23 protein-coding genes are annotated in these 21408 nt (G+C 68.2%); 19 read left to right on the plus strand and 4 right to left on the minus strand.

Features of this window, described 5'->3' with window-relative positions; genetic code table 11:
• Positions 1-3: 3 nt before the first annotated feature.
• The 6 genes from ACNQFN_RS12120 to ACNQFN_RS12145 are packed head-to-tail and all read left to right on the plus strand — an operon-like array spanning position 4 to position 4588.
• Positions 4-282 (plus strand): phenol hydroxylase subunit, encoded by a 279-nt coding sequence (locus ACNQFN_RS12120; RefSeq protein WP_068635189.1) that lies wholly within the window; start codon positions 4-6, stop codon positions 280-282.
• A gap of 42 nt (positions 283-324) precedes the next feature.
• Positions 325-1317 carry an aromatic/alkene monooxygenase hydroxylase subunit beta gene (locus ACNQFN_RS12125; RefSeq protein ID WP_068635106.1) on the plus strand — a complete coding sequence of 331 codons (993 nt, stop codon included), beginning with the start codon at positions 325-327 and terminating at the stop codon, positions 1315-1317.
• A 9-nt stretch (positions 1318-1326) separates the two neighbouring features.
• Positions 1327-1596, plus strand: a complete 270-nt coding sequence (locus ACNQFN_RS12130) for an MmoB/DmpM family protein (protein ID WP_004334009.1) — start codon at positions 1327-1329, stop codon at positions 1594-1596.
• Between the two features lie 14 nt (positions 1597-1610).
• Positions 1611-3128 carry a YHS domain-containing protein gene (locus ACNQFN_RS12135; RefSeq protein WP_068635188.1) on the plus strand — a complete coding sequence of 506 codons (1518 nt, stop codon included), beginning with the start codon at positions 1611-1613 and terminating at the stop codon, positions 3126-3128.
• A gap of 31 nt (positions 3129-3159) precedes the next feature.
• A complete protein-coding gene (locus ACNQFN_RS12140; protein WP_068635105.1) occupies positions 3160-3516 on the plus strand; it encodes a phenol hydroxylase subunit P4 in 357 nt (118 codons plus the stop codon).
• Positions 3517-3526: 10 nt separating this feature from the next.
• The gene (locus ACNQFN_RS12145; protein WP_068635104.1) at positions 3527-4588 is read left to right on the plus strand and encodes an NADH:ubiquinone reductase (Na(+)-transporting) subunit F; all 1062 of its coding nucleotides are present in this window, start codon (positions 3527-3529) and stop codon (positions 4586-4588) included.
• A 69-nt stretch (positions 4589-4657) separates the two neighbouring features.
• On the opposite strand, the gene chrA is transcribed toward ACNQFN_RS12145, so the two are convergent.
• Both chrA and ACNQFN_RS12155 read right to left on the minus strand, forming a co-directional pair.
• Positions 4658-5887, minus strand: a complete 1230-nt coding sequence (gene chrA / locus ACNQFN_RS12150; RefSeq protein ID WP_418646616.1) for a chromate efflux transporter — start codon at positions 5885-5887, stop codon at positions 4658-4660.
• A 5-nt stretch (positions 5888-5892) separates the two neighbouring features.
• Positions 5893-6033 carry a hypothetical protein gene (locus tag ACNQFN_RS12155; RefSeq protein WP_169802946.1) on the minus strand — a complete coding sequence of 47 codons (141 nt, stop codon included), beginning with the start codon at positions 6031-6033 and terminating at the stop codon, positions 5893-5895.
• 316 nt (positions 6034-6349) lie between these two features.
• Here ACNQFN_RS12155 and ACNQFN_RS12160 point away from each other — a divergent pair, with 316 nt between their 5' ends.
• The 13 genes from ACNQFN_RS12160 (at position 6350) to ACNQFN_RS12220 (ending at position 19428) form a co-directional block, all read left to right on the plus strand.
• The gene (locus tag ACNQFN_RS12160; RefSeq protein WP_418646617.1) at positions 6350-7810 is read left to right on the plus strand and encodes a 2-hydroxymuconic semialdehyde dehydrogenase; all 1461 of its coding nucleotides are present in this window, start codon (positions 6350-6352) and stop codon (positions 7808-7810) included.
• A gap of 9 nt (positions 7811-7819) precedes the next feature.
• Positions 7820-8617, plus strand: a complete 798-nt coding sequence (gene dmpE / locus ACNQFN_RS12165) for a 2-oxopent-4-enoate hydratase (protein ID WP_418646618.1) — start codon at positions 7820-7822, stop codon at positions 8615-8617.
• Positions 8614-9417, plus strand: coding sequence for a 2-oxo-3-hexenedioate decarboxylase (gene dmpH, locus ACNQFN_RS12170; protein WP_418646619.1), 804 nt, complete (start codon positions 8614-8616; stop codon positions 9415-9417). The genes dmpE and dmpH overlap by 4 nt, the downstream gene beginning before the upstream one ends.
• A 26-nt stretch (positions 9418-9443) precedes the next feature.
• Complete coding sequence (locus ACNQFN_RS12175; protein WP_004334023.1) at positions 9444-9671, plus strand: tautomerase family protein; 228 nt, start codon at positions 9444-9446, stop codon at positions 9669-9671.
• A complete protein-coding gene (locus tag ACNQFN_RS12180; RefSeq protein ID WP_418646620.1) occupies positions 9668-10582 on the plus strand; it encodes an acetaldehyde dehydrogenase (acetylating) in 915 nt (304 codons plus the stop codon). The genes ACNQFN_RS12175 and ACNQFN_RS12180 overlap by 4 nt, the downstream gene beginning before the upstream one ends.
• A complete protein-coding gene (dmpG, locus tag ACNQFN_RS12185; protein ID WP_418646621.1) occupies positions 10582-11631 on the plus strand; it encodes a 4-hydroxy-2-oxovalerate aldolase in 1050 nt (349 codons plus the stop codon). The genes ACNQFN_RS12180 and dmpG overlap by 1 nt, the downstream gene beginning before the upstream one ends.
• Complete coding sequence (locus tag ACNQFN_RS12190; RefSeq protein WP_418646622.1) at positions 11631-12389, plus strand: SDR family oxidoreductase; 759 nt, start codon at positions 11631-11633, stop codon at positions 12387-12389. The genes dmpG and ACNQFN_RS12190 overlap by 1 nt, the downstream gene beginning before the upstream one ends.
• 37 nt (positions 12390-12426) lie before the next feature.
• Positions 12427-12858, plus strand: coding sequence for a tautomerase family protein (locus ACNQFN_RS12195; protein WP_418646623.1), 432 nt, complete (start codon positions 12427-12429; stop codon positions 12856-12858).
• Entirely contained in the window at positions 12855-13217 is a 363-nt protein-coding gene (locus tag ACNQFN_RS12200) for a 2Fe-2S iron-sulfur cluster-binding protein (protein ID WP_418646624.1), read from the plus strand. The genes ACNQFN_RS12195 and ACNQFN_RS12200 overlap by 4 nt, the downstream gene beginning before the upstream one ends.
• A gap of 184 nt (positions 13218-13401) precedes the next feature.
• Positions 13402-14433, plus strand: coding sequence for an IS110 family transposase (locus ACNQFN_RS12205; protein ID WP_418646625.1), 1032 nt, complete (start codon positions 13402-13404; stop codon positions 14431-14433).
• 415 nt (positions 14434-14848) lie between these two features.
• Positions 14849-15952: a tRNA (uridine(54)-C5)-methyltransferase TrmA gene (gene trmA / locus ACNQFN_RS12210; protein WP_418646626.1), complete on the plus strand. Its 1104-nt coding sequence runs from the start codon at positions 14849-14851 to the stop codon at positions 15950-15952.
• A gap of 158 nt (positions 15953-16110) precedes the next feature.
• Positions 16111-17925 carry a M61 family metallopeptidase gene (locus tag ACNQFN_RS12215; protein ID WP_418648919.1) on the plus strand — a complete coding sequence of 605 codons (1815 nt, stop codon included), beginning with the start codon at positions 16111-16113 and terminating at the stop codon, positions 17923-17925.
• Positions 17926-18099: 174 nt separating this feature from the next.
• Positions 18100-19428: a ferric reductase-like transmembrane domain-containing protein gene (locus ACNQFN_RS12220; RefSeq protein ID WP_068635092.1), complete on the plus strand. Its 1329-nt coding sequence runs from the start codon at positions 18100-18102 to the stop codon at positions 19426-19428.
• On the opposite strand, the gene ACNQFN_RS12225 is transcribed toward ACNQFN_RS12220, so the two are convergent.
• Positions 19404-20825, minus strand: coding sequence for an MATE family efflux transporter (locus ACNQFN_RS12225; protein WP_068635091.1), 1422 nt, complete (start codon positions 20823-20825; stop codon positions 19404-19406). The two genes, ACNQFN_RS12220 and ACNQFN_RS12225, sit on opposite strands and share 25 nt — an antisense overlap.
• Positions 20822-21391: a hypothetical protein gene (locus tag ACNQFN_RS12230; protein ID WP_418646627.1), complete on the minus strand. Its 570-nt coding sequence runs from the start codon at positions 21389-21391 to the stop codon at positions 20822-20824. The genes ACNQFN_RS12225 and ACNQFN_RS12230 overlap by 4 nt, the downstream gene beginning before the upstream one ends.
• Between the last annotated feature and the right edge of the window lie 17 nt (positions 21392-21408).

Raw genomic sequence — 21408 nt, forward strand, 5'->3', positions numbered from 1 at the left:
GCCATGGCAGCGACAGATACCAGCGCGGCGCCGGCCTTCGACACCGCCCGGCGCTTCGTGCGCGTCACCGGCGAACGGCCGAACGGCTTCGTCGAATTCGATTTCGCCATCGGCGAGCCGGAACTCTTCGTCGAGCTGATCCTCGGCCGCGAGGCCTTCGGCGAATTCTGCGCCGCCAACGCGGTGGCGTTGCTGCCGCCGCGGGACGGGCAGGCGGACGCCAAGACGCCCGACGACTTCGACTGGCGGCTCGCCGACGCCACCCACACCCGATTCCGATGAACAGCATGCGCCGCCGCTCCGGGGCGGCGCAGGAGGGACAACATGCAGATCGACCTTCGCACCGTCAGCATCCAGCCGCAGCGCAACGCCTTCGACCACCTGGTCCGCCGCTTCGGCGACAAGCCGGCCTCGCGTTACCAGGAAGGCAGCTACGACATCCAGGCCGCCGAAAACCTGCATTACCGGCCGACCTGGGATCCGGACCAGCAGCTCTACGATGCCGGCATCACCCGCATCGCGATGCGGGACTGGTACGCGCTGAAGGACCCGCGCCAGTTCTACTACAGCACCTACACCCTGACCCGCGCGCGCCAGCAGGACACCACCGAGGCCAACTTCGCCTTCGTCGAGTCCCGCGGCCTGGCCGACAGGCTGGCTCCCGAGCTGCGCGAGGCCGTGCTGCGCCTGCTGGTGCCGCTGCGCCACGCGGCCTGGGGCGCCAACCAGAACAACACCTTCGTCTGTGGCTATGGCTTCGGCACTGCTTTCACGCAGCCCTGCATGTACCACGCGATGGACAACCTCGGCATCGCCCAGTACCTGTCCCGGCTGGGGATGATGCTGGGCGACGTGGAAGCGCTCGACGCCGGCAAGGCCGCCTGGCTCGACGGCCCCGCCTGGCAGCCGCTGCGGCGCTACGTCGAGGACTGCATGGTGGTGCGCGACCCGTTCGAGCTGTTCGTGGCGCAGAACGCCGCGCTCGACGGCCTGCTGTATCCGCTGGTCTACGCGCGCATCGTCGATGACGAGCTGTCGGCCAGGGGGGCGAGCGCGGTGGCGATGCTCACCCAGTTCATGGCCGAGTGGTTCGACGAGACGCGCAAGTGGGTGGATGCGGTGCTCAAGACCGCGGCCGCCGAATCCGACCACAACCGCGAGGTCCTGCAGGGCTGGATGGCGCACTGGAGCGACCGCGCCGCCGCCGCCCTGGTGCCGGTCGTCGAACTGGTGCTCGGCGTCGACGCCGACGAAGCGGTCGCCGTGCAGATCGCGGCGTTCAAGGCCCGCATCCACAAGACCGGGATCTCTTTCTGAGGAAACACGATGTCCACCGTATTCATCGCCTTGCAGGCCAATGAGGAAACCCGCCCGATCATCGACGCCATCGAGATCGACAACCCGCAGGCCGTCGTCAATCGCCAGCCGGCGATGGTCAAGATCGACGCGCCGGGGCGGCTCGTGGTGCGCCGCGAAACCATCGAGGAACAACTCGGGCGCGCCTACGACCTGCAGGAACTGCAGATCAACCTGATCACCCTTTCGGGCAACGTGGACGAGGACGAGGACACGCTGACCCTGAGCTGGAACGAATGAGCGAGGCAAACACCATGGATATGAAAGCCACCAAGAAAAAGCTGGGCATGAAGGAGCGCTACCGCGTCCTGACCCGCGACCTGGGCTGGGAGCCGGGCTACCAGTCGAAGGAGGCCATCTTCCCCTACGTCCGCTACGAAGGCATCAAGGTGCATGACTGGGACAAGTGGGAAGACCCCTTCCGCCTGACGATGGACGCCTACTGGAAGTACCAGGCGGAAAAGGAGCGCAAGTTCTACGCCATCATCGACGCCCATGCGCAGAACAACGGCCACCTCAACCTGACCGATGCGCGCTACCTGTCGGCGCTGAAGATCTTCCTGCAGGCCATCAGCCCGGGCGAATACGCCGCGCACAAGGGCTTCGCCCGCATCGGCCGCGAGTTTCCTGGCGTCGGCACGCAGGTCGCCTGCCAGATGCAGGCGATCGACGAGATCCGCCACGCCCAGACGCAGATCCACGCCATGTCGAACTACAACCGCTACTACGACGGCTTCCATGCCTTCGCCGATGCGCGCGACCGGATCTGGTACACCTCGGTCGCGCGCTCGTTCTTCGACGACGCGATGAGCGCCGGCCCGTTCGAGTTCATGATCGCGATCGGCTTCTCGTTCGAGTACGTGCTGACCAACCTGCTGTTCGTGCCCTTCATGTCGGGCGCGGCCTACAACGGCGACATGGCGACCGTCACCTTCGGCTTCTCCGCGCAGTCGGACGAAGCGCGCCACATGACGCTGGGGCTGGAGTGCATCAAGTTCATGCTCGAACAGGACCCGGACAACCTGCCGATCGTGCAGGGCTGGATCGACAAGTGGTTCTGGCGCGGCTTCCGCGTGCTCGGCCTGGTCAGCACGATGATGGACTACATGCTGCCCAAGCGCGTGATGTCGTGGCGCGAGGCCTGGGAAATCTACGGCGTCGAGAACGGCGGCGCGCTGTTCCGCGACCTGGCGCGCTACGGCATCCGCCCGCCCAAGGGCTGGGACGATGCCGAGCAGGCCATCGACCACATGTCGCACCAGTTCATGCTCGGCCTCTACCAGTGGAGCTTCGGCACCGCCTTCCACAGCTGGATTCCGTCGGACGACGACATGGCCTGGCTGTCGGCGAAGTACCCGGACACCTTCGACCGCCACTACCGCCCGCGCTGGGCGCACATCAAGAAGCTCAAGGCCGCCGGCACGCCGTTCAAGAACTACGGCCTGGCCAGGCTGTGCCAGTGCTGCCAGTTGCCGTGCGTGTTCACCGAGCCCGGCGACCCGACCCTGACCTGCCACCGCGAGACGGTCTACAAGGGCGAGAAGTATCAGTTCTGCTCCGACGGCTGCAAGGACATCTTCGAGCACGAGCCGGAGAAGTACATCCAGGCCTGGCTGCCGATGCCGGCGCTGTTCAGCGAGCTGGGCGGCGACGTCGCCGCGTGGATGGACTGGGTCAACCTGCGCGACGGCGCCGACAACGGCGACTACGACGGTTCGCGGGATCAGAAGCATTTCGACGAATGGCGCGGACTCGCGACCTCGAACCTGTGACCCGCGCCCACCAGGACAAGGAGACTCGACAATGGCTGTCACCTCACTGAAGGAATACATCGGCGTCGCCCGCGACCGCGTGGAGAACTACGGCGGCAAGCAGATCGTGTATCTGAGCTGGGACCACCACCTGCTGTTCGCCGCGCCGCTGATGCTGTGCCTGCCGCCCGCCACGCCGTTCGGCGAGGTGTTGCGGGGGCCGCTCGCGGCGCTGCTGCAGGCCGACCCCGACGCCTCCGCGCTGGACTGGAGCAAGGTCGAGTGGCTGAAGGACAACCGGCCCTTCGCGCCGGATTTCTCCCGCAGCCTCGCCGACAACGGCATCGGCCACAAGGACCAACTCCGCTTCCGCACGCCGGGGCTGAATTCCCTGCAGGCCGTCGCGTGAAGGGGCAGCGATGAGCTACGAACTGACCATCGAGCCGCTGGGCCAGACGATCGAGATCGAGGCGGGGCAGACGATTCTCGACGCGGCCCTGCGCGCCGGCATCTACCTGCCCCACGCCTGTTGCCATGGCCTGTGCGCCACCTGCAAGGTGCAGGTCAGCGACGGCGAGGTCGATCACGGCGAAGCCTCGAGCTTCGCGCTGATGGACTTCGAGCGCGACGAGGGCAAGTGCCTGGCGTGCTGCGCCCGCGCCGAAAGCGACCTCGTGATCGAGGCCGAGATCGAAGAAGACCCGGACGCCGAGAACCTGCCGGTGCGCGATTTCGACGGCGCCGTCAGTCGCATCGAAACGCTCACGCCGACGATCAAGGGTGTGTGGATCACGCTCGACGAACCCGCCGGCATCCGCTTCCAGGCCGGACAGTACATCAACCTGGAATTGCCCGGCGGCATCGGCAGCCGCGCGTTCTCGATCGCGAGCGTGCCGTCGGCGGCGGGGGAGATCGAACTCAACATCCGCATCGTGCCGGGCGGCGAGGGCACGGCCTACGTGCATGAGCGGATGCGGGCCGGCGAGCGGGTGCGCATCAGCGGTCCCTACGGGCGCTTCTTCGTCAAGAAGTCGGCGCGCGTTCCGGTGCTCTTCATGGCGGGCGGCTCGGGCCTGTCGAGCCCGCGTGCGATGATCCTCGACCTGCTCGAAGAAGGCTTCGAACTGCCGGTCACGCTCGTCTACGGCCAGCGCAGCCGCGAGGAACTCTACTACCACGAGGACTTCCTCGCGCTGGCCGGGAAGCATGCCAACTTCCGCTACGTGCCGGCCCTGTCGCACGAGCCGGAAGGAACGGACTGGACCGGGTTCCGCGGCTTCGTGCACGAGGCGGCGAAGGCCGCCTTCGACAACGATTTCCGCGGCCACAAGGCCTACCTGTGCGGGCCGCCGCTGATGATCGACGCCTGCATCACGACGCTGATGCAGGGGCGCCTGTTCGAGCGCGACATCTACACCGAGAAGTTCATCTCGGCCGCCGACGCGCAGCAGATCAGGAGTCCGCTGTTCAAGGCGATCTGAGCGGGAGCACGCCGGGGGAGGCGCCATTCGCGCCTCCGCCTCCTTTTCCCGCGCCCGGCGAACCGGGGTTCAGCGTCCCATCGCCATGATCCCGCCCGCCACCCCGGCCAGCAGCACCACGAGCGCCGGCGGCGCGCGTCCGACCGTCAGCAGCCCGAACGACGCGAGCGCCAGCCCGAAATCGGCCTTGCCATGGATGGCGCTCGTCCACACCGGGTCGTACAGGGCAGACGCCAGGATGCCGACCACGCCCGCGTTGATGCCGGCCATGGCCGTCTGGATGCCCGCACGGTGGCGCAGCTCCGCCCAGAACGGCAGCGCGCCGACGAGTATCAGGAAAGCGGGAAGGAAAATGGTGAGCAGCAGCGCCAGGCCGCCGATCCAGCCGTGCAAGGGCCCGCCGGCGACGGCGCCGAGATAGGCCGCGAAGGTGAACAGCGGCCCCGGCACCACCTGCGCCGCGCCATAGCCGGCGAGGAAATCGGCATTGTCCACGAGGCCGCCGGGCACCACCGCCGCCTGCAGCAGCGGCAGCACGACATGGCCGCCGCCGAAGACCAGCGCGCCCGAACGATACACCCCTTCCAGCAGGGCGATCGTGGACGAGCCGGTGGCGGCCGCCCACAGCGGCAGCGCGGCGAGCGGCGCGGCGAACGACAGCAGCGCCGCGATGCCCAGCTTGCGCGAGACCGGGTAGACGTGCGCCTGGCCGCCGCCCGGCTGTGCGATCTTCAGTCCCAGCCAACCCAGCAGGCCCGCCACCGCGATGGCGGCGACCTGTCCGGCCGCCGAGGGCAGCAGCATCGCCAGCAGCGCGGCCAGGATCGCCAGGGCCGCGCGCGGACGGTCGGGGCACAACGACCTGGCCATGCCCCATACGGCCTGCGCCACGATGGCCACGGCGACGACCTTGAGCCCATGCACCCAGCCGGACTGGGCCAGGTCGCGGTACTGCGCGATGCCGAAGGCGAACAGGATCAGCGCGATCGCCGATGGCAGGGTGAAGCCTGCCCAGGCCGCGAGCAGCCCGGCCCAGCCCGCGCGGCCCAGCCCCAGCGCCATGCCGACCTGACTGCTGGCCGGCCCGGGCAGGAACTGGCACAGGGCGACCAGATCGGAATAGGCGCGGTCGTCCAGCCAGCGGCGGCGATCGACGAACTCCAGGCGGAAATGGCCCAGGTGCGCGACCGGCCCGCCGAACGAGCTCAGGCCCAGCTTGAGGAAGGCGCCGAAGACCTCGGCAGGGGTGCCGGGCGCGGCGGCAGCCTCGCGCTGCGCGGTGTCGGCGGGGTCGGCCATCCGTTTCAGGGGCGCGATGCCCGGCGGGCGGCGAGTGGATGCGGGATGCCGCCATCGCCATCGGCGTGCATCACCCGCGCACGGAATTCATCGTCGAATTCGCACTTGGCGAACGTGAACGTGGCGGTGCTGGTGGCGTCGGACAAATCGAGCTCCTTGGATCATGGCCGTTGTTCCCGGCCGAGGCCGGTTTTCGGAACCGATAGTACCCATGCGGCCACTGATCGGCACGCCGGAGAAGGCTTTCCGGCTCAAGCCGAGCGTTTTCCCCGGCCGTCCTTGGGATTTTTTCGAATGCGCGCGCCGCCGTCATCCATGCTTTATTCAATACCTTTAAGGTATTGATAATTAGATAACAAAGTATTAGACGGTATTTCGCTTCTTTCTTAGACTCGTTTTCGAAGGTCGGGGCCGATGCGCAGCGCTTCCGGCACGAGTGACAAATCCACACCTGGGGGGACCATGCGTCTTGTAGACAACTTCATCGCGGGCGAATACCGGGCGCCGGCCTCGGGCCGCCGCTTCGACAAACGCTCGCCGCTGGACAACCGCGTGATCGCCTCGGTCGCCGAGGCGGGGCGCGGCGAGATCGATGCCGCGGTCGGCGCCGCCCGCGCGGCGCTGGCGGGCGAGTGGGGCGTGTTGACGACGGAGCAGCGCGTCGATCTGCTCCATGGCGTCGCCAACGAGATCACCCGCCGCTTCGAGGACTTCGTCGCCGCCGAGATGGCCGATACCGGGCAACCGGGCCACGTCATGCGCCACGTGTTCATCCCGCGCGGCGCGGCCAATTTCAAGGTGTTCGCCGACGTCGTCAAGAACGTGGCCTCGGAGTCCTTCCGCATGGCGACGCCGGACGGGCAGGGCGCGCTGAACTACGCGATCCGCGTGCCCAAGGGCGTGATCGGCGTCATCTGCCCGTGGAACGCGCCCTTCATGCTGATGACCTGGAAGGTCGGGCCGGCGCTGGCCTGCGGCAACACCGTGGTGGTCAAGCCGTCGGAGGAGTCGCCGCAGACGGCGGCCCTGCTCGGCGAGGTGATGAACGCCGTCGGCGTGCCGAAGGGCGTTTACAACGTCGTCCACGGCTTCGGGCCGGACTCCGCGGGCGAATTCCTGACCCAGCACCCCGGCGTCGATGCGATCACCTTCACCGGCGAGACGCGCACCGGCACGGCGATCATGAAGGCCGCCTCCGAAGGCATGCGCGACGTGTCCTTCGAGCTGGGGGGCAAGAACGCGGCCATCGTCTTCGCCGACTGCGATTTCGACGCCGCGGTCGGGACCATCTTCCGCTCGGCCTTCCTCAATACCGGGCAGGTGTGCCTGGGCACCGAGCGCGTCTATGTCGAGCGGCCGATCTTCGAGCGCTTCGTGCAGGCGCTCAAGGCCAGGGCCGAAGCGGTGAAGTACGGCCGCCCCGAGGATCACGATGCCGACTACGGGCCGCTGATCAGCCAGGCGCACCGCCAGAAGGTGCTGTCCTACTACCGCAAGGCGGTGGAAGAGGGCGCCACCGTGGTCACCGGCGGCGGCGTGCCCGAGATGCCGGAAGCACTCGCCGACGGCGCCTGGGTGCAGCCGACCATCTGGACCGGCCTGGCCGACGACGCGGCCGTGGTACGCGAGGAAATCTTCGGGCCGTGCTGCCACATCCGCCCGTTCGATGCCGAGGACGAAGTGGTCGGCCTCGCCAACGACACCGTGTATGGCCTGTCCACGACGATCTGGACCACCAGTCTGGCGCGCGCGCACCGCGTCGCCGCGCGTGTCGAGGTGGGCATCACCTGGGTGAATAGCTGGTTCCTGCGCGACCTGCGCACGCCTTTCGGCGGCTCGAAGCAGTCCGGCATCGGGCGCGAGGGCGGGGTGCATTCCCTGGAGTTCTACACCGAGACGCGCAACATCTGCGTCAAGCTCTGAGGCGGAATCATGGATGAAAGCAGGATCAGGCAATTGGGCGACGAGCTTTTCGACGCCTGGCGCGCGCGCCGCACGGTGCCGCCGCTCGTCGAACGCGAGCCCGACATCGCGCTGGAGGATGCCTACCGCATCCAGTCGCGCTACATCGAACGCCGCCTCGCCGCCGGCGAGACGATCGTCGGCAAGAAGATCGGCGTCACCAGCAAGCCGGTGCAGGATTTCCTCGGCGTGTTCCAGCCGGATTTCGGCCAGCTCACCTCGGGCATGGTGCATGAGGAAGGCGAGGCCATCGACCTCGGCACGCTGATCCAGCCCAAGGCGGAGGCCGAGCTGGCCTTCGTGCTGAAGGAAGACCTGCGGGGGCCGGGCGTCACCGCGATGGACGTGATCCGCGCCACCGACTACGTGGTGCCGTGTTTCGAGATCGTCGATTCGCGCATCACCGACTGGAAGATCCGCATCCAGGACACGGTGGCGGACAACGCCTCCTGCGGCGTGTTCGTGCTCGGCGGCAGCCGCGGCGACCCGCGCAGGCTCGACATCACGCTGGCCGGCATGGTGCTCGAAAAGAACGGCGAGCTGCATTCGACCGGCGTCGGCGCCGCGGTGCAGGGCTCGCCGGCCAATGCGGTGGCGTGGCTGGCCAACACGCTGGGCGAACTGGGCATTCCGTTCAAGGCCGGCGAGGTGATCCTGTCGGGGTCGCAATCGGCGCTGGTGCCGGTCGCCGACGGCGACGAACTGGTGTGCACCGTCGGCGGGCTCGGCAGCTGCCGGGTGAAATTCTCCGGGAGGAGCGCGGCATGAGCATGGACATCACCCTGTCGCGCGAGGATGTCGTGCGCCTGTGCGAGCGCATCGAAGGCGCGCAGCGCCGCGCCCACGCCATTCCCAAGCTGACCGACGAATACCCGGGCATGACGATCGGCGACGGCTACGCGGTGCAGACCGAACTGCGCCGCCGCTACGTCGCCCAGGGGCACCGGCTCGTGGGCTGGAAGGCCGGGCTGACCTCGAAGGCGAAGATGCGCCAGATGGGCGTCGACGTGCCTTCCATCGGCTTCCTGACCGACCGCATGGCGCGCGCCGAGAACGCCGCGATCTCGACGTCCGACCTCGTCCATCCGCGCGTCGAGTGCGAAGTGGCCTTCGTCATGAAGAAGGCGCTCGCCGGCCCCGGCTGCACGCGCCAGGATGTGCTCGATGCCACGGACCATGTGCTGCCGGCGGTGGAGATCATCGATTCGCGCTTCTCCGGCTTCAAGTTCGACCTCGCCAGCGTGGTCGCCGACAACGGCTCGTCGGCGCGCTTCGTCGGCGGCGGCCGCGCCCGCTGCGCGGATGAGCTGGACCTGCGCACGCTCGGTGTGGTGCTGGAAAAGAACGGCGAGATCGTCGGCATGGGGGCCGCGGCGGCGGTGCTGGGCCATCCGGCGGACGCGGTTGCGATGCTGGTCAACATCCTTGCCGAACTGGGCGAGAGCCTGCCCGCCGGCAGCTTCGTCATGAGCGGCGGCATCACCGAGGCCGTCCCCGTGCGGCCGGGCGACAGCGTGGTCGCGCGCTTCCAGGAACTGGGCAGCGTGTCGATGCGCTTCGCCGAATGAGGGCGGCGTAAAGCCGGAGACGACAGATGCCAATCATCGAAATGCACATGATGCAGGGCCGCAGCGACGCGCAGAAGCGCGCGGTGGCCGGCGCCGTCACCGAGGCGGTTGCGCGCAGCCTGGGGTGCAGCCCGGAGACGGTGCGCATCCTCATCACCGAACACGGCACGGAGGAATTCTTCGTCGCCGGACTGACCATGGCCGAGCGCGCGGAACGCCAGCGGCGCACGGCATCGCAGGAGCAGAACCCATGAAGAAGATCCGATGCGCCCTGATCGGCTCCGGCAACATCGGCACCGATCTCATCTACAAGATCCAGCGCAGCCTGGTGCTCGAGCCGGTCTGGATGGTGGGCATCGACCCCGCCTCCGAGGGCCTGGCGCGCGCCCGCGAAATGAGCCTCAAGACCACCGCCGAAGGCGTGGACGGCCTGCTGCCGCACGTGCTGGAGGACGGCATCCAGATCGCCTTCGATGCCACCAGCGCCTACGTGCATGCGGAGAACAGCCGCAAGCTCAACGAACTGGGGGTGATGATGATCGACCTGACGCCGGCCGCGATCGGGCCGCTGTGCGTGCCGCCGGTCAACCTGCGCGAGCATGCCGACCGGGTGGAGATGAACGTCAACATGATCTCCTGCGCCGGCCAGGCGACGATTCCCATCGTCAACGCGGTGTCGCGCGTGCAGGGCGTGGGCTACGCCGAGATCGTCGCCAGCCTGTCGTCGAAATCGGTGGGGCCGGGCACGCGTGCCAACCTGGACGAATTCACCTACACCACCTCCAGCGCGATCGAGCGCGTCGGCGGTGCGAAGAAAGGCAAGGCGCTGGCCATCATCAACCCGGCCGAACCGCCGCTGATCATGCGCAACACGATCTACTGCCTGACCGAGGATGAACCGGACCATGTCCGCATCACCGAGTCGATCCTGCAGATGATCGGCGAAGTGCAGAAGTACGTGCCGGGCTACCGGCTCGTCAATGGCCCCATCTACGACGGCAACAAGGTTTCCGTGTTCATGGAAGTGGCCGGCCTGGGCGACTACCTGCCCAGGTACGCCGGCAACCTCGACATCATGACTGCGGCCGCGACCCGCACCGCCGAGATGTTCTCCAAGGAAATCCTGGCCGGAAAGATCAAGCTGAAAGCGACGGAGGCGGTGTGATGAGCGAAACGAAATCCCTGCAGGGCCGCAAGGTCGTCCTGCACGACATGTGCCTGCGCGACGGCATGCATGCCAAGCGCGAACAGATCGGCGTCGAGCAGATGGTGAAGGTCGCCACCGCGCTCGACGACGCCGGTGTCCCCTACATCCAGGTCACGCATGGCGCGGGCCTGGGCGGCAACTCGCTGCAGCACGGCTTTGCGCCGGCGAGCAACGAGGAATACATCGCCGCGGTGGCATCGCGGATGAAGCAGGCCAAGGTCTCGGTGCTGCTGATCCCCGGCCTGGGGACGATGAAGGAACTGCAGGCGGCCTTCGACGCCGGCGCGCGCAGCGTGCATGTGGCGACGCACTGCACCGAGGCCGACACCTCGCCGCAGCACATCGCCTTCGCGCGCAAGCTCGGCATGGACACCACCGGCTTCCTGATGATGGCCCACCTCAACGACCCGGCCGGCATCGCCGCGCAGGGCAAGCTGATGGAGTCCTATGGCGCCCACACGGTGTACGTCACCGACTCGGCCGGCTACATGCTGCCGGAGGACGTACGCGCGCGCGTCGCCGCGTTGCGCGAGGCGCTCGACCCGGCGACCGAGATCGGCTTCCACGGCCATCACAACCTGGGCATGGGCATCGCCAACTCGATCGCGGCGATCGAGGCCGGCGCCACCCGCATCGACGGCTCGGTGGCCGGGCTGGGCGCGGGCGCGGGTAACACGCCGCTGGAGGTGTTCGCCGCGGTGTGCGAGCGCATGGGCATGGAGACCGGCGTGGACCTGTTCAAGCTGATGGATGCCGCCGAGGACATCATCGTGCCGATGATGGACCACCTGGTGCGGGTCGACCGCGAGTCGCTGACGCTGGGCTTCGCCGGGGTGTATTCGACCTTCCTGCTGCATGCCAGGCGCGCGGCCGAGCGCACCGGGGTGTCCGCGCGCGACATCCTCGTCGAACTCGGGCGCAAGAAGATGATCGGCGGCCAGGAGGACATGATCATGGATACCGCCATGACCATGGCCAAGGCGCGCGGACTGGAGGGCGTGGCCTGATGTCCGGTGAGCCGTCCGAACTCGCGGTGGTGGTCGGCGCGACCGGCGCCTTCGGCCAGCACATCGTCGCGCGCCTGTGCGATCGCGGACTGGGCGTGGTGGCGGTGTCGCGCACCGCGGCCGCGCTCGACGCGCTGCGCGCGCGCCACCCGCGGGTGCGCGCCTGCGTCGCCGACATCGCCGCCGACGAAGCCATCGCGCAGATCGCCGCCAGCGTCGACCGTCCGGTGCGGATGGTGGTGCATGGCCCCGGCGTCGCCGTGGCCGGCGGCATCGCCTTGGTACCGGCGGCGGCGGTCGTGGATGCGGTCAACATCAAGGTGGGCGGCATGCTGCGGCTGGTGCGCGCGGTCGAGCCGCGGCTGGTGCGGGGTTCGCGGCTGGTCGCGATCGGCGGGCATTACGGGCTGGAGCCGACCGCCTACGCCGCCGCCGCAGGCATCGCCAACGCGGCGCTGGGCAACCTGATGCGGCAATTGAGCCTCGCCCACGGCGCGGCCGGCGTCACCGCCCACCTGATCGCGCCCGGGCCGGCCGACACCGGACGCCTGCACCGCGTCGCCGCCGACCGTGCCGTGCTGCGCGGCATCACCGTCGAGGACGTGATGGCGCAGATGCGCGCCGAATCCTCGATCGGCGCGTTCACGACGCCGGCGCAGGTGGCCTGGGCGGTGGCCCTGCTGCTCGACCCCGAAGCCGACGCGATGACCGGCAGCACCTTCATGCTCGACGCCGGACGGCGGCGCGGACTGCCTTGAGCCCCGGGGTCGGGACCTGCCTGACAAGGAGATTCACATGCCGGTCGTCAATTTCCACCTGGTCGAAGGACGGGCGACGCCGCAGCAGGAAGCGGCGCTGCTGAAGGCCGCCTGCGCGCTCTACTGCGAGGTGCTGCGCGCGCCGCTGGAGCGGGTGCGGGCCTTCATCACGCGGCACGCGCCGGCGCACGTCCTGGTCGCCGGCGAGTTGGTCGGCGACGACGGGCCGCATGCGCCGGTGTTCCACTTCATCGTCCTCGAAGGCCGGCCGCTGGAAGAGCGCCAGCGCCTGCTCGCCGGCTTCACCACGCTGCTCGTCGATATCCTGGGCGTGGAGCGGGCGCTGGTCAGGGGTAGCTGCACCCGCGTGCATCCGGAGGACTGGGCGATCGGCGGCCGTCCGGCGAGCGAGCTGCGCGCCGACGAAGTGCGCGCGCGGGCGCTGCGGGCGGCGGACGGCGCGGCGTGAGCGCGGCGGGGCCGGCACGCGTGAGGCACGACGTCGAGATCGCCGGCACCGGCGAGCACTATGCCTGCGGCAGCGACGAATCGGTGCTCGACGGCATGGCGCGGCTCGGCCGGCGCGGCATTCCGCTGGGCTGCCGGGGCGGCGGCTGCGGCGTGTGCAAGATCCGCATCACCGCGGGGCGCTACCGCTGCCGGGCGATGAGCCGCCAGCACGTCGGCGCCGACGAACTGGCGGCGGGCGTGGTGCTGGCGTGCCGGGTCATGCCGGAAAGCGATCTGGTGCTCCAAGTGTTGGGCAAGATGCAGAAATGCATGGGCGCGGGGCGCCCGGTGCCCGCAGCGGATGGCACCGGCGAATGACGCTCCGGGGCCGCTCCCGGGCCTGATCGCGGCCCCGTCCTTTTCATGCTGATGGCCTCTCCCCATCTCCTCGGTCGTCGGCACTTGCGCCCCGGAATCCGTTCCGGGGCTAATGAGATGGTCAGCCCGATCCCCGCTCAGCGGCTACGCTGAACGGGGATTGTTCTTTTCGGAGGCCATTATCATGAATGCGGTGACGTTGATCGGGATCGACCTGGGCAAGCACTGCTTCCACCTTCATGCTCAGGACGAGAAGGGGCGGATGGTATTCCGCAAGAAGGTGTCGCGCAGCCAGATGCTGACGATGCTGGGCAACTTTCCCGCCTGCCGCGTCGTGATGGAAGCGTGCGCCGGTGCGCACTGGATCGCGCGTCGGTTGGGCGGCATGGGACATGAGACGCGGCTGATCTCGCCGCAGTTCGTCAAGCCCTTCGTGCAAGGCAACAAGAATGACTTCGCCGACGCCCAGGCGATCTGCGAGGCGGCGAGTCGGCCGAGCATGCGCTTCGTGCGTCCGCGCACCGAGACCCAGCAGACCATCTCGGCGCTGCACCGGGTACGTGAAGCCCTGGTACGCGAACGCACGTCCACGACGAACCAGATTCACGCCTTCCTGCTGGAGTTCGGCATCGGTTTGCCCAAGGGCGCAGCCATCATCAAGCGCCTGCCGGCGGTGCTGGCCGAGCACGAGACACAACTGCCGCCGCGCCTGATCGCACTCATCGAGCGGCTGCGTGCCCACTTCAAGTATCTGGACGAGCAGATCAAGCAGGTCGAGCAGGAACTGACGCAACAACTGCGCGAGGACGATCGCGGCCAGCGGTTGCTGGAAATTCCCGGCATCGGGCCGATCACGGCCAGCGTGCTCGCCACCGAGCTGGGCGATGCCAGGCAGTTCGCCAACGCGCGCCAGTTCGCCGCCTCCGTCGGGCTGGTGCCGCGCCAGTACAGCACCGGCGGCAAGCCCACGCTGTTGGGCATCAGCAAACGCGGGGACAAGAACCTGCGACGGCTCCTCGTGCAGTGCGCTCGCGCGTTGATGCAACGCATTCAGAAGCGCACCGACGCCTTGGGCCAATGGACCCGCGCCATGCTCACCCGACGCCACTCGAATGTCGTCGCCTGCGCACTGGCCAATAAATTGGCGAGGATCGCCTGGGCCATCCTCGCCAACGGAACGCACTATCAGTGTCGCCAGCCTGTGGCAGCAGGCTGATGACTCGCGCCACCAATGAACCTGTAGTCACCCACCGGGTTTTGCGACGGTAGATCACGTGATGACGTAAACGGCTCAACGGCCTGGCAACGAACCTGACATAAAAAACAGCGATCACACGCTGAGGGGCTTTTGAGGATTGCCAGGCGCGGCTCTCATCAAGGAGCGGGGAGTCCCCTCCCCAACACGACTCCGAATAGATTTGCGCAAGCCCAATTTACGCCTGAACTCCTCTGCCTTGCGAAAATCGGGCTGACCATAGATTTTTTCGTCGCCGGGCCGCCCCAGGACGAAAAAGCCTCCTGGGGTGCAGTTCAGATGAGCGTGGGGGTCTTTCTCGTCCGCCTTTCCCGTCCATGGCCGTCGTATACTCTTGCGCCCTCCGGCTTCCGTCTCCACTACCGCCTTGCCTGCCATGCCGTCCGACCGCATCGACCCCGCCCAATACGAATCTCAACTGGCCGGCAAGCTCGCCGCCTTTAAGCGGGATTTCGCCGATTTCGGCCTGCCCGAGCCCGAAGTCTTCCGCTCGGCGCCGCTGCACTACCGCATGCGCGCGGAGTTCCGCATCTGGCACCACGGCGGGCGCATCGACTACGCGATGTTCGAGGCCGGCGGCGGCGACAAGAAAGTCGTGCTGATCGATGATTTTCCCGCTGCGGTCCAGCCGGTCTGCGAATTGATGCCGCGCCTGCGCGATGCCTTGCAGGATTGCGAAGTGCTCAAGCGCAAGCTGTTCCAGGTCGAATTCCTCGCCACGCACAGCGGCGAACTGATGGTGTGCCTGATCTACCACCGCCCGCTCGGCGAGGACTGGAGCGCGGCCGCGCAGGCATTGGCGGACCGCTTCGGCGTGCAGCTCATCGGCCGCAGCCGCAAGCAGAAGATCGTGCTCGGCCGCGACTGGCTGCTGGAATCCTTCGAACTCGACGGCCGCACGCTGCGCTACCAGCAGATCGAAGGCAGCTTCACCCAGCCCAATGCCGGCGTCAACCGGCAGATGCTGGGCTGGGCCCGCCGCCAGGCGGCCGATGCCGGCGGCGACCTGCTGGAGCTGTACTGCGGCAACGGCAACTTCACCGTGGCGCTGGCGCCGGCCTTCGGCAAGGTGCTGGCGACCGAGGTCAGCAAGTCCTCGGTGCGCGCGGCAAACTACAACCTCGAGGCCAACGGCATCGGCAACGTCACGATGGTGCGGATGTCGAGCGACGAGATCAGCGACGCGCTGGCCGGCGGGCGGGAATACCGCCGCATGAAGGAAATCGACCTCGGCGGCTATCGCTTTTCGACGCTGTTCGTCGATCCGCCGCGCAGCGGGCTGGACGCGGCCACGGTCGAACTCGCCCGCGGCTTCGAGCGCATCCTGTACGTGTCGTGCAATCCGGCCACGCTGCGCGACAACGTCGCCGCGCTGCACGATACGCACGAGATCGCGGCGGCGGCGGTGTTCGACCAGTTTCCCTATACCCTTCACCTCGAAAGCGGCCTGCTGCTGAAGCGGCGCCGGGCCGGCGGCTGAGCCGCCACGCAACCGGAGCGCCGGGCACGGATGGCGCTGCGCATTGCGCTGCGGCAGCCCGGGTCGACGCGGGCGGTGCGGGGTGGTAAATACAGGACTTCCGGCACGAGGGCTTGAAGCCCGTGCCAATCCCCGTTGCCAACCGGACCCGCGACACGATGCCTCCCGCCTTGCCTGCCGTCGAATACCGTATCCGCCCCGCCAATCCCGGCGCCCATCTTTTCCATGTGAGCTGCACTGTCCGCGATCCCGATCCGGCCGGGCAGGTCTTCCGCCTGCCGGCGTGGATTCCGGGCAGCTACATGATCCGCGAGTTCGCACGCAACATCGTCACGCTGCGCGCCGAACTGGATGGCGAAGCCTGGCCGATCGACAAACTCGACAAGCACAGCTGGCGCGCCGCGCCGGTGCCGGACGGCGGCGTGCTCAGCCTGTATTACGAAGTCTATGCCTGGGATCTGTCGGTACGCGCTGCCCACCTGGACGGCACCCACGGCTTCTTCAACGGCACCAGCGTGTTCCTGGCGGTGGAAGGACGCAGCGATCGTCCCTGCCTGGTCGACATCGAGCGGCCGGACGGCGCCGAGTACCGCGACTGGAAGGTCGCCACCGCGCTGCCGCTCGCACGCGGCGTGGCCGGCGCGGCGCGGCCCTATGGTTTCGGCTGGTATCGCGCCGCCGATTACGACGAGCTGATCGACCATCCGGTCGAGATGGGCAGTTTCACCCTCGGCCATTTCGACGCCGCCGGCGTGACCCACGACATCGTGCTGACCGGCCGCCACGACTGCGATCTCGAACGCCTGTGCGAGGACTTGCGCCGCGTCTGCGAATGGCAGATCGCGCTGTTCGGCGCGCCGCCGCCGATGGACTACTACGCCTTCCTGACCATGGTGGTGGGCGAGGGCTATGGCGGGCTGGAGCACCGCGCCTCGACCGCGCTGCTGTGCAGCCGCGCCGAGCTGCCGTGGAAGGGCATGGAAGGCCTGCCCGACGGCTACAAGAGCTTCCTCGGCCTGTGCAGCCACGAGTATTTCCACAGCTGGAACGTCAAGCGCATCAAGCCGGCGGCCTTCACGCCTTACGATCTGACCCAGGAAAACTACACCCGCCTGCTGTGGGCCTTCGAAGGCTTCACCTCCTACTACGACGACCTCGCGCTGGTGCGCAGCGGCGTGATCGCGCCCGACGATTACCTCGGTCTGCTCGGCAAGACCGTTTCCGCCGTGCTGCGCGGCAGCGGGCGGAGCAAGCAGAGCGTGGCGGAGTCGTCCTTCGATGCGTGGACCAAGTATTACCGCCAGGACGAGAACGCGCCCAACGCCATCGTCAGCTATTACGCCAAGGGCGCGCTGATCGCGCTCGCGCTCGACCTGCAGCTGCGTGCCGGCAGCGACGGACGAAGCAGCCTGGACGACGTGATGCGCCTGCTGTGGCAGCGCCACGGCCAGACCGGGCTGGGGGTGGCGGAAGAAGGCGTCTTCGACGCGGTGCGCGAAACCGGCGGCGGCACGCTGGGACCGAAGCTGGCGCGCTGGCTGAAGAAGACGGTCGAAGGCACGGACGATCTGCCGCTGGCGCGGCTGTTGAAAGGCTTCGGCATCGACTGGCAGGCCGAGCCGACGACCGCCGCACCTTCGCTCGGCGTCAAGCTGGCGGCCGGCAATGGCGAATGCAGGCTTGCCAGCGTCCATGACGGCGGTGCGGCACAGGCGGCCGGGCTGTCGGCCGGCGACGTGCTGATCGCGCTCGACGGCCTGAAACTGGGCAGCGGCAAGGCGCTCGACGACATGCTCGCGCGGCGCCAGCCTGGCGATGAGGTGGAGATCCACGCCTTCCGCCGCGACGAGCTGATGGTGTTCAGCGTCGTGCTGGGCGAGCCCGTCGTCGACAAGATCAGCCTGAAGCCTGCGGAAAAGGCTTCCGCCGGAGCGCTGAAGCTGCGCAGGGGCTGGCTGGGCCGGGCTGCCTGAGCGCTCGGCTGCAGAAGCAGGATCATCCCTGCCGGCGCTGGATTCCCGCAGTTCCCGGCCGGCAGGCCCCGGCTCCACGTCGGTGCGAGCCAGGCGGATTCAGGCTGCGTTCAGGCAGGCCGGGCGAAACTTGGGCATCGTCAATCGAAAAAGTACGGCGGGAGGCGTACGGCGATGAAACCGATCAAGACAGGTCTCGTGGTTTTGCTGGGTGGGCTGAGCGTGCTGTGGCTGATGGCGGATACTTTCCTGCCCCAGCCTTTCGGCTATTTTCCGTTCCGCAAGGTATTCGTGCAGTACTCCGGCGTCATCGCCATGGGGGCCATGAGCGTCGCCATGGTCCTGGCGCTGCGCCCGGTGCGCCTGGAGCCGATGTTCGACGGCCTGGACAAGATGTACCGCCTGCACAAATGGCTCGGCATCACCGCGCTGGTGGCCGGCACCGTCCATTGGCTGTTCGCCAAGGGCACCAAGTGGGCCGTCGCTTGGGGCTGGCTGGTCAAGCCGGGCAAGGGCGGCGGGCAGGCATACGAAGGCATCGAGGCGCTGTTGCGCACCCAGCGCGGGCTGGCCGAAACCGTCGGCGAATGGACTTTCTACGCGGTCGCGGTCCTGATCGTGCTGGCGCTGATCAAGCGCTTTCCCTACCGCCTGTTCGCCAGGCTCCACACGCTGCTGGCCGCCGGCTACCTGTTGCTGGTCTTCCACAGCGTCATCCTGATCAAGCACGAATACTGGACCCAGCCGATCGGCATCGCCATGGCGCTGCTGATGGCCGCAGGCAGCCTGGCCGCCTGTATCAGCCTGGCCGGCCGCATCGGCCGCAAGCGCCAGGTGGGCGGGCGCATCGAGGAACTGATCCATTACCCCGAAATGCAAACCCTGGTCACGCGCATCCAGCTCGACGAAGGGTGGAAGGGGCACCAGAGCGGCCAGTTCGCCTTCGTCACTTCGGATCCCCGCGAAGGCGCTCACCCCTATACCATCGCGTCGGCATGGGACCCCGGCAAGCGGCAGATCACCTTCGTCACCAAGGGGCTGGGCGACCACACCAGGCGCCTGCCGGAGCGCCTGAAGATCGGCGACCCGGTGACGGTCGAAGGGCCTTATGGCTGCTTCACTTTCTCGGACCAGCGGCGCCAGATCTGGATCGGCGCAGGCATCGGCATCACGCCTTTCCTGGCCCGTCTGCAGTATCTTGCCGGGCACCCCGCTGAAAGCCGCCAGGTCGACCTGTTTCACCCCACGACCGTGCTGGCGCCGCAGGCTCGCGAGATTCTGGCCGAAGCGGCCGGGGCCGCCGGTGTCAGGCTGCACCTGCTGATAGGCGATGGCGAGGGCCGGCTGGATGGTGAGCGCCTGCGCCGCACCGTGCCCGGCTGGAAGGATGCCAGCGTCTGGTTCTGCGGCCCTTCGGCGTTCGGCCGGGCCTTGCGTGCCGATCTGCTGGCTCACGGGCTCCCCCCGGGAGCCTTTCATCAGGAATTGTTCGAGATGCGCTGACGTTCCATCACCCGCGCCAGCAGCCAGCCGAACAGTGCGGTGGCCAGCACGGTCGCCGCCACGCTGGCCTCCCAGAAGCCGGCGACGCTGGGCGCCGTCTCGCGGCCGAAGGCGTGGTAAGTGGCCCAGTAGCCGCCGCCCAGGCCGACGCCCCAGAAACACAGGGTGTGCAGCAGCATCGGCAGCAGCGTGACCTTGAAGCCGCGCAAGGCATGCGCGGCCACGGTCTGGATCGCGTCGGTCAGTTGATAGATGCAGATGTAGACGATCAGGCCGAGCGCCACCGCGCGTACCGCCGGATCGGTCGATGACAGGCCGATCACCGGCTCGCGCAGCAGCCACAGGCCGATGCCGACCAGCGTGGCGAAGCCGGACGTCAGCCACAGGCTGACTTTCACCGTTGCGCGCGCGCGTGCCCAGTCGTGTGCGCCGGCGGCCTGACCGACCAGCACCAGGGTGGCGATCGACATCGCCAGCGGCAGCATGTAGACCAGCGCCGACAGGTTGGCGACCACCCGATGGCCGGCCACCGCTTCGGAGCCGAGGCGGGCGGCGAACAGCGCGATCAGCGTGAAGGAAGTGATCTCGATGAAGGTGGAAAAACCCATCGGCACGCCCAGGCGCAGCAGCGAGCCGATCTCGCGCGGGCGGGGCGCCTGCCAGTGCGAGAAGATCGCGTACTGGCGGTAGGCCGGGCTGCGCAGCAGGTGCAGCAGCCCGCAGCCCAGCCCCAGCCAACTGACGATGGCGGTCGAGATGCCGCAGCCGGTGCCGCCGAGCGCGGACAGGCCGGCGAAGCCGAACAGGCCGTGGGTCAGCGCCCAGGCGAGCGGCACATGCACGCAGACGGCGATGAAGCTGATGACCATCAGCACCCGCGGTCGGCCGACCGCGTTGTTGAAGGCGTAGAAAGTGCGATAGAGCAGTACCGCCGGCAGGCCGAAGGCGGTGGCCCGCAGGTAGGCACCGGCGCCTTCGGCAATCTCGGGCGGCACGCGGGCGAACCGGAGCAGGGCATCCGGCTGGCCGAGCACCAGGCAGCCCGGCACGGCCAGCATCAGCGCCAGCCAGAAGCCCTGCTGCAGAGCCGGCCCGATCGCACCGCTGCGCCCGGCGCCGACATGGTGGGCGATCGTCGGCGCCACCGCCTGCAGGATGCCGACCAGCAGCATCACCACCGAGATGTACAGCCCGCTGCCGACCGCGACCGCGGCGAGGTCGGCCGTGCCGTAGCGGCCGGCGATCAGCGTGTCGGCGACCATCATGGACATCGACAGCAACTGCGCGACCAGCACCGGCCAGGCGTGGTGCAGCAACTGGCGGATGATGGGCGCTGCCGGCAGAGCTGCGGCCGCCGGTGTTGCCGGCGAGGTGGGACGGGCGGGGGTGGGCTTCAATCTTGCGCCGCGCTGCGGGGGAACAGGCGCGGGCGCCAGTAGCGCCAGGCGAGGAAACCGAACAGCACGGCCATGATCAGCCAGAAACCCACGCCCTGCCAGAAGGCGATCGGATCGGTGGCGAGGAAGTAGTCGCGCGGCGGCCGCACGAAGTGGATGCGGCCCTCGTACAGGCCGCGCCCGGCGGCGGCAATGGCGGCCAGCGCGGGCGAGAACCACACCAGCAGGCCGACTGCGACGATGGGTTTGTCGAGCGCGGCGCCGGTCGTGCGCCTGGGCAGGTAGACGCTGTCCACGCCGAACCAGACCGCCAGCAGGAAGCCGATGGCGGCCGCCAGCGGCGCGATCGCCAGCGCCGCGCCGAGCAGCGTGGCCGCGGCCATGAAAGGCAGGCCTTCGAGCGGCAGGATCCGGTCCCAGATCGGTTCGAGCCGGCTGAACAGCCACCACGAGATCGGCAGCGCGATGATGAAGGCGAGCAGGCTCCGTTTTGCACGGCGGCGGGCGGCGTCGCCCGGCAGTTCGGCAGGTATGTCGGGAGAGTGGGGGGAAGAGGAGGATGGCATGTCTGTTGTTGTCCGGC

This window comes from Thauera butanivorans (assembly GCF_048398245.1).
Taxonomy (GTDB): domain Bacteria; phylum Pseudomonadota; class Gammaproteobacteria; order Burkholderiales; family Rhodocyclaceae; genus Thauera; species Thauera butanivorans.